This window comes from Streptomyces alkaliphilus (assembly GCF_014141535.1).
In the GTDB taxonomy this organism is placed as follows: domain Bacteria; phylum Actinomycetota; class Actinomycetes; order Streptomycetales; family Streptomycetaceae; genus Streptomyces; species Streptomyces alkaliphilus.
Genome location: NZ_VKHT01000665.1, coordinates 1 through 2,954, shown reverse-complemented (window position 1 = coordinate 2,954; position 2,954 = coordinate 1). Strand labels below are relative to the sequence as shown.

General features: G+C 73.5%; 4 protein-coding genes. 2 read left to right on the top strand and 2 right to left on the bottom strand.

Going from position 1 to position 2,954, the window contains the following annotated elements; all coding sequences use genetic code 11:
• Positions 1 to 198: 198 nt before the first annotated feature.
• Entirely contained in the window at positions 199 to 741 is a 543-nt protein-coding gene (locus FNQ90_RS18190) for a GNAT family N-acetyltransferase (RefSeq protein ID WP_182607353.1), read from the top strand.
• 63 nt (positions 742 to 804) lie between these two features.
• Here the strand turns inward: FNQ90_RS18190 and FNQ90_RS18185 are convergent, their stop codons facing one another.
• The gene (locus FNQ90_RS18185) at positions 805 to 1,248 is read right to left on the bottom strand and encodes a hypothetical protein (protein ID WP_182607352.1); all 444 of its coding nucleotides are present in this window, start codon (positions 1,246 to 1,248) and stop codon (positions 805 to 807) included.
• Positions 1,241 to 1,612: a hypothetical protein gene (locus FNQ90_RS18180; RefSeq protein ID WP_143617089.1), complete on the bottom strand. Its 372-nt coding sequence runs from the start codon at positions 1,610 to 1,612 to the stop codon at positions 1,241 to 1,243. Before FNQ90_RS18180 ends, FNQ90_RS18185 begins: the two co-directional genes overlap by 8 nt.
• Before the next feature lie 500 nt (positions 1,613 to 2,112).
• On the opposite strand from FNQ90_RS18180, the gene FNQ90_RS18175 reads away from it, so the two are divergent.
• On the top strand, positions 2,113 to 2,954 hold an 842-nt coding region (locus tag FNQ90_RS18175; protein ID WP_182607351.1), incomplete at its 3' end, for a methionine ABC transporter ATP-binding protein.

Genomic DNA, 2,954 nt, shown 5'->3' with positions numbered 1-2,954 from the left:
CGGCGTCGGCCGTTGAAACCCCCGCCCCCCCGTCGGCAATCTCACAACGGGGGGTGACGGGGAGCCCTTTCCGCGCGCCCGGCCGGCGGGGAGAATGCCGACGGCGCGGTCACCCCGCGCCGATCAGGGCATCCCACGGCCGGGCGCGCGACCCTCACTCGGCGCGGTCGGCCCACACCCGCGGAGGAGCGTGCGCACATGGGCACGAGCGTCACGATCGAGACGGCAGCCGAGCAGGACGGCGAGCAGATCCTGAAACTCCAGTACCTCTGTTTCCAGAGCGACGCCGAGCGGTACGGGGACTACCGCCTGGAGCCCCTCACCCAGACCCTCGACGGCGTACGGGCGGAGATCGCCGACGGCCACGTGCTGGTGGCCCGCCTCGGCGACGAGATCGTCGGGTCGGTGCGCGCGGTGGTGGACGCGGACGGCACCGCCGCCATCGGCAAACTCATCGTCCACCCCCGGATGCAGCGGCACGGGCTGGGACGTCGTCTGCTGACGGCCATCGAGGCCCGGCTGGCCGAACGGGTTCCGGTCACGCGCTACCGGCTGTCGACCGGCCACCGCGGCGAGGCGGGATTGCGCCTGTACCGGAAGGTGGGATACACGCCCGTGGCGACCGAGCGGGTCTCCCGCGCGCTGAGCGTGATCACGCTGGAGAAGTCGGTGCCGACGTCCTCCACGGAGGGCGGGACGACCGCCCCCGCCGATCGCGGGCCCCTCGCCGCCACGGCCTGAGCACGCGGCGGGCGCCGGTCCCCGCCGGTGCCCGCCGGGCCGATCCCGTGCCGCGTGCGGCGGTCAGCCGCGCGGGCGGGCCCGGCGCAACCACAGCAGGCCGGTGACCGGCACCACCAGCGGCAGGAACAGGTATCCCATGCCGTAACCGGACCACACCGTGGCGTCCGGGAAGGCCCCCGGATCCACCGTCGTCCAGGTCCCCACGGTCAGTACCCCGATCAGCTCCAGCACGCACGCCACCAGCCCGAGCCGGCGCGCCGTCTCCCCGCCCCACACCAGGGTGGCGGTGATGAAGGCGTACACCAGGGCCGCGACGGCCGAGAGCAGATAGGCCAGCGGGGCCTCCTCGAAACGGGTCGCCAGCTGGTACACCGAGCGCGAACCCGCCCCGATGGTGAAGATCACGTACACGGTCAGCAGCAGCGTGCCGGGGCCGCTGCGCAGCCGCCGTCGCTCGTCGCCCGCCGGCGGACCGCCGGTCGTCCCGATCAACGCCTCACCCACCGCCGCCTCCCCACACCTCGTGCAGTCGCAGTTGCAACGCCGCCGTCACCAGGGCGCCCGCGGCGACCGTCGCCGACCCCCAGCGGGAACGCTCACCCAGCGAGACGATCGCCACCAGGGGCACGCAGGCCGGCACCGTCACCAGGTAGGAGACGAAGACCGCGGTGGTGTCCCCGGACGGACGGTCACCACTGCCCAGCCCGAACAGTCCGATCGCCAATTGGATCACCGCCAGCGCGGTCACCACGGCCATGCCGACGAAGTGCCGATCCTTGGTCGGCTCCCCGCGCAGGGCGGCGAGACCGCACCACAGGGCCAACGTCAGGGCCGCCGCCCCGAGGCCGATGGTCAGGGGGGTGAACATGGAGCCGACTCTACTGCGCGCCCGGTCGGCCGGCTCCGCCGACCCGGGTCCCGGGTTCCCGCCGCGCATCGCCGCCGGGTGTCCGACATGCGGACATTCCATCGGTCGTGTACGGCTCCGCTTCGAACATCTGCTTTACTGACGCACATGACCACCACGAGCCACCGCCCTCCGGCGACCGGGACGCTCCCCGCGTCCGGTGCTCGTGTCCGTGGTGTCCCGGGGCGGACCGTATCGGTCCACCGTCGGTGCCGAATGTGTGCCCCCTGAGGGCCCCCGCACCGCGTCCGCTCGCGCCCCGAAGCGAGCCCCCGCCCCGGGAAGGCGTTCGCCGTCACCGTTGACGGCTCCACCGCGACACCGCCCCACGTGCCGTCGTCCGCGCTTCCCGGGGTCACCCGCGCCCGCCTCGGTTCCACCGGTCCCCGCGACCGGTTCCCCCGTGCGCGCCGGCGCGGTCCCCGAGAGCACCACCGGACCACGGAGCACACGGAAACCCTGTGATCACCACCACCGACCTGACCAAGGTCCACCGCACCCGCGGCCGTGAGGTGACCGCCCTGAACGGCGTCGACCTGCACGTCCGACCCGGCGAGGTCTTCGGCGTCATCGGCCCCAGCGGGGCGGGGAAATCCTCCCTCGTCCGTTGCGTCAACCTCCTGGAGCGTCCCACCTCGGGCATCGTGACGGTGGACGGCACCGACCTCACCGCCCTGGCCGGGCGCGGCCCCCGCGCCGGACGGGAGCTGCGGGCGGCCCGTACCCGCATCGGCATGGTCTTCCAGCACTTCAACCTGCTGTCCTCGCGCACCGTGCGGGGCAACGTGGAGCTGCCGTTGGAACAACTGCCCGGCCTCACCCGCCGGGAACGGGCCCGGCGGGCCATGGACCTGCTGGACACGGTCGGCCTCGCCGACCGGGCCGGGGACCGTCCGGCCCGACTGTCGGGCGGACAGAAGCAGCGCGTGGGCATCGCCCGGGCCCTGGCCGGCCGGCCGAAGGTCCTGCTCTCCGACGAGGCGACCTCGGCGCTCGATCCGGAGACCACCCGCTCGGTGCTGCGGTTGATCCGCGATCTGAACCGCTCCCTGGGACTGACCGTGCTGCTCATCACGCACGAGATGGAGGTGGTCAGGGAGGTGTGCGACTCGGTGGCCCTGATGGAGAACGGGCGGATCACCGAGAGCGGAGCCCTGGGCGATCTCCTCTCCCGACCCGGCACCCGCCTGGCGCGCGAACTCTTCCCCCCGGCGGACCCCGAGCCCGTCGGTGCCGGTGAACTGCTCCTGGACCTGGAACTCCACGGCACCGATCCCGCGGCTTCCCCCGACCCGGTCGGGCC